The organism is Sphingobium scionense (assembly GCF_014197035.1).
GTDB lineage: Bacteria > Pseudomonadota > Alphaproteobacteria > Sphingomonadales > Sphingomonadaceae > Sphingobium > Sphingobium scionense.
In genome coordinates this window covers 1-3,812 of record NZ_JACIEU010000075.1, presented here as the reverse complement: position 1 = coordinate 3,812, position 3,812 = coordinate 1, and the positions used below count along the sequence as shown (strand labels likewise).

The 3,812-nt window shown below is 61.1% G+C and carries 3 protein-coding genes; all 3 read left to right on the top strand.

Going from position 1 to position 3,812, the window contains the following annotated elements; translation table 11 throughout:
- The first annotated feature begins 136 nt into the window (after positions 1-136).
- The 3 genes from GGQ90_RS28695 to GGQ90_RS28685 are packed head-to-tail and all read left to right on the top strand — an operon-like array spanning position 137 to position 3,722.
- A complete protein-coding gene (locus GGQ90_RS28695) occupies positions 137-1,369 on the top strand; it encodes a site-specific integrase (protein ID WP_007015824.1) in 1,233 nt (410 codons plus the stop codon).
- Positions 1,366-2,721, top strand: a complete 1,356-nt coding sequence (locus tag GGQ90_RS28690; RefSeq protein ID WP_009823940.1) for a tyrosine-type recombinase/integrase — start codon at positions 1,366-1,368, stop codon at positions 2,719-2,721. Before GGQ90_RS28695 ends, GGQ90_RS28690 begins: the two co-directional genes overlap by 4 nt.
- Positions 2,718-3,722 carry a site-specific integrase gene (locus GGQ90_RS28685; RefSeq protein ID WP_009823939.1) on the top strand — a complete coding sequence of 335 codons (1,005 nt, stop codon included), beginning with the start codon at positions 2,718-2,720 and terminating at the stop codon, positions 3,720-3,722. The genes GGQ90_RS28690 and GGQ90_RS28685 overlap by 4 nt, the downstream gene beginning before the upstream one ends.
- The last annotated feature ends 90 nt before the right edge of the window (positions 3,723-3,812 follow it).

Below are 3,812 nucleotides of genomic sequence, written 5' to 3'. Positions count from 1 at the left end.
GATCGCTTATCGCGAGGAAGCGGTAATGCGGAGGAGCGCGGCGTAACCGGCGAATTCCCATGATAGTGTGCGCAGTTGCTGCGCATTATATTGGTTGCGAACCTCGGCGGTCCCTGGACCAGCTGAGGAGGCAATCATGTTGAAGTTGCATGACGAGTTGATCACCGAACTCTCGAATTCGCTCACCACACAGAATTACAATCCCGTGGTCGTGGCGAACCACCGTCTCTACGCCCGCGCGTTTCTCGATTATCTGGCCGAGTGCGATATACAGGTCGAGACTGTGACGCCGCAGCAGGTCGATCAGTATTTTGGCTATGCGGTTCAGGATTTTGAGATCCAGTACGGTCGGCCTCCCAGTGCGCGTTGGCACATGTTGCCCCGCACCGCGATCGCCAAGCTCCTCCGGCTTGCTCAAGGCAATTGGCCCCCGGACGCAGAAATGATCGGTCCCGATGACGAGCATCGACATGAAATTTGCCGCGAATACGAGGCATGGCTGCGCGAGGAGCGCGGTTTGGCAAGCGCGTCCATTGCGGCGCTGATGTGGGAGGCGCGAAACTTCCTGCGATGGCAGTTCGACCGGGCCGGTGCCGCCAGCCTCGAAACGTTGAGCATCGTGGACATCGATCTCTACATGGACATGCGCGCGCCTGGTTTACGGCGCAAATCATTGGCCGATGTCGCTGAGCGTCTCCGTTCGGTGGTTCGCCATCTGCATCGGACGGGTCGCATCCCGACCGATCTGACGCCACACATCATCGGCCCCATGCTCTATGCCTACGAAGATGTGCCGTCGACGCTGGAAAGGAGCCAAATCGCCGCGGTTCTGGCGACAACGCAGGAGGACAGATCGCCACGCGGACTACGCGATTATGCGATACTTCAGCTGCTTGCCACGTATGGGCTGCGCGAAGGTGAGATATGCCGCCTTCGGCTCGATGACGTGGACTGGCGCGCAGAATCCCTCCGGATCTGCCACACCAAGACCAACGCGTACTCGTACATGCCGCTAATGGTGACTGTTGGTGAAGCGCTGCTGGATTATCTGCGCCTTGGGCGGCCCCAGGTTGAAGTGCGGGAAATCTTCGTCCGATCCTGCGCACCCTATATCGCAATGACGAACCTGTACGGCATGATCCGCGGTCGGTTGGCCGCCGCAGGCGTAGTGCCAGCAGGAAAGCGGGGGCCGCATGTCTTCCGCCACGCACGTGCGGTCGAAATGCTGCGGGCATCGGTCCCGCAAAAGATCATCGGCGACGTGCTCGGGCATCGATCCACCGAATCCACCAATACTTATCTCAAACTGGCAACAGATGATCTCCGAGCCGTGGCACTCGAGGTGCCTGGAATGGAGGTGCTGTCATGAGCGCCTGGCACGATCCCGATCGCACCGTCGTCGACGCCTTCCTGGTAAAATCGCAGTTCCGGCCGGGAAGCGTACCGACATATCGCTGGTTCCTTTGCACCTTCGAAGATGTTGCCCGCCGGCATCCGGCGGTGGACCGGCAGATGCTCGACGCCTGGCTGAAGGAGATGCAAAAACGTTGGCGATTGTCGACGCTGCTCAATCAGGTCTGCATTGTCGACCGCTTCCTCGACCACCTCGTCGAAATCGGGCTGATCGCCGACAACCCTGTTGCTGCACTTCGCCGTCGGTACAACGTCAAGCAAAGCAAGCCGATCTGGCGGGCCTTGGCTTCCCCGAATCCCGACGAATCCTTGGCCGCGTTACGACGGCCTGCGCCCTTCGGCAGCGTGCTGGGTGACTTCATGCAAGACCATGTCATGCTGATGCGCAGCCGGGGATATCAATATGAAGCGCAGGCTCACTGGCTGCTGCGGTTCGATCGGTTCCTTCAGGCCCGTCCCGACCTCGCGGAGCAACCACTTGAGGCAATGATTGCGAGCTGGGCGGCTGCCAAGCCGACCCGCAACCACGCGGCTGAATGCCAGAAGCTGGCGCGCATCCTGACCAAGGCGCGGTTCCGCCTCGATCCGACTATCCCGCCAAAGCGCTTCAATCCCCGGCCAGAGCGGGAAGTAGCGCGGGAGCATCGGCAACCGCATATCTTCAGCCCGGCTGACGTTCGGCGTATGCTCGATACCGCACGGACTTATCCGTCGCCGGACGCTCCGCTGCGGCCGTTGACCCTCTACACCATGATCATGCTGGCCTATTGTGCCGGGCTACGGCGAAGCGAGCTGGCATGGCTCGATCTTGGTGACGTGGACCTGCAATCAAGCACGATCACGATCCGGGAAACGAAGTTCTACAAGACCAGGATCTTGCCTCTATCCGACAGTGTCGCGGTCGAACTGCGCGCGTACATCGATGCGAGGCGGCGCGCTGGCGGCCCACAGAACCCGAAATCAGGGCTGTTCTGGCATGCCCACTTAAATGACCGCTACAGGCCCGAGGCGGTTACGACAATGATTACCAACGTCATGCGCCGTGCTGGGCTCAAGCCCGCTTCGGGCCGGACCGGGCCGCGGGTCCATGACCTTCGTCACTCGATGGTGGTGAACCGCATCCTCCAGTGGTACCGGTCCGGCATTAACCCTCAGGAAAAACTGCACTTCCTCTCGACCTACATGGGGCACCGGGATCTCCACTCCACGCTGGTCTACATCACCGTCACGCAGGATCTGTTGCAGGAAGCCAGTGAACGGTTCCGCGCGCTCGGCGCCCCGTGCCTTGTCACGGAGGCGCGGCCATGAGGAAAGGCAATCCATTGCCCGCGTTGTTGCGGGCGTTCTTCCAGGAGTGGCTGGCCGAGCAGCGCAGCGCGTCAATCCACACGATCCGCTCTTATCGCGACACCTGGCGGCTGCTGCTTCGGTTCGTCGCGGAGCGAAAAGGCTGCGGGGTCGCGCGGCTGACGCTCACCGACGTCTCGGCCGGCGAGGTGCGCGCGTTCCTTCATCATACCGAGCATGGCCGCAAGACCACGATCGGCACGCGGAACTGCCGACTGGCCGCCATCCGCAGCTTCTTCAGCTTCGTGGCGGACAAGAATCCGGAATACATCGCGCAGTGCTCAGAGGTCCTGGCTGTTCCGTTGAAGCGGGAGCCCACCTCCGCGCCGTGCTACCTCGAGCCCGAGGAGGTCGAGGCCATCCTCGCCCAGCCCAACCGATCGACACTCGAAGGGCTGCGCGACCATGTACTGCTCTCGTTCCTCTATAACAGTGGCGCGCGAATCCAAGAGGCGCTTGACCTCTGTCCCGAAGCAATCCGGTTCGATGCACCGAACTTCGTGCGTCTTTACGGCAAGGGGCGCAAGGAACGCATCTGCCCGCTCTGGCCAGAAACCGTGGCATTGCTCAGGAAGCTACTGGAGCGACAGCCGCGTGCGCCCGATGAGCGGATCTTCGTCAATCGATACGGTGAACCGCTAGGGGCGTCAGGGGTGCGGTTCAAGCTCAACGCCTACGTGGAACAAGCCGCGAAATCGACGCTGACCCTCCAGTCAAAACACGTTACGCCTCACAGCTTCCGGCACGCGACCGCCGTCCACCTCGTTGCCGCCGGAGTCGATATCACCGTCATCCGCAGTTGGCTCGGGCACGTCAGTCTCGATACGACCAATCACTATGCTCAGGCCAATCTGGAGACCAAACGAAAGGCGCTGGAACAGGTTGGCGCCCCGGCGGCGAGCAACGTGCCACCTTCGTGGAAGCGAGATGCCAATCTGATGGGATGGCTCGACACCCTATAGAATAATGTGAAGGACGTGGCGAAATGTTCCGCAGCTTTGCAGGACTACGCCGCGTTCCTCCGCATTACCGCTTCCTCGCGATAAACCGTG

Excerpts from the sequence above, each read along its gene's own strand:
- GGQ90_RS28695 (WP_007015824.1), top strand. The coding sequence starts at position 137 with ATGTTGAAGTTGCATGACGAGTTGATCACCGAACTCTCGAATTCGCTC.
- GGQ90_RS28690 (WP_009823940.1), top strand. The coding sequence starts at position 1,366 with ATGAGCGCCTGGCACGATCCCGATCGCACCGTCGTCGACGCCTTCCTG.
- GGQ90_RS28685 (WP_009823939.1), top strand. The coding sequence starts at position 2,718 with ATGAGGAAAGGCAATCCATTGCCCGCGTTGTTGCGGGCGTTCTTCCAG.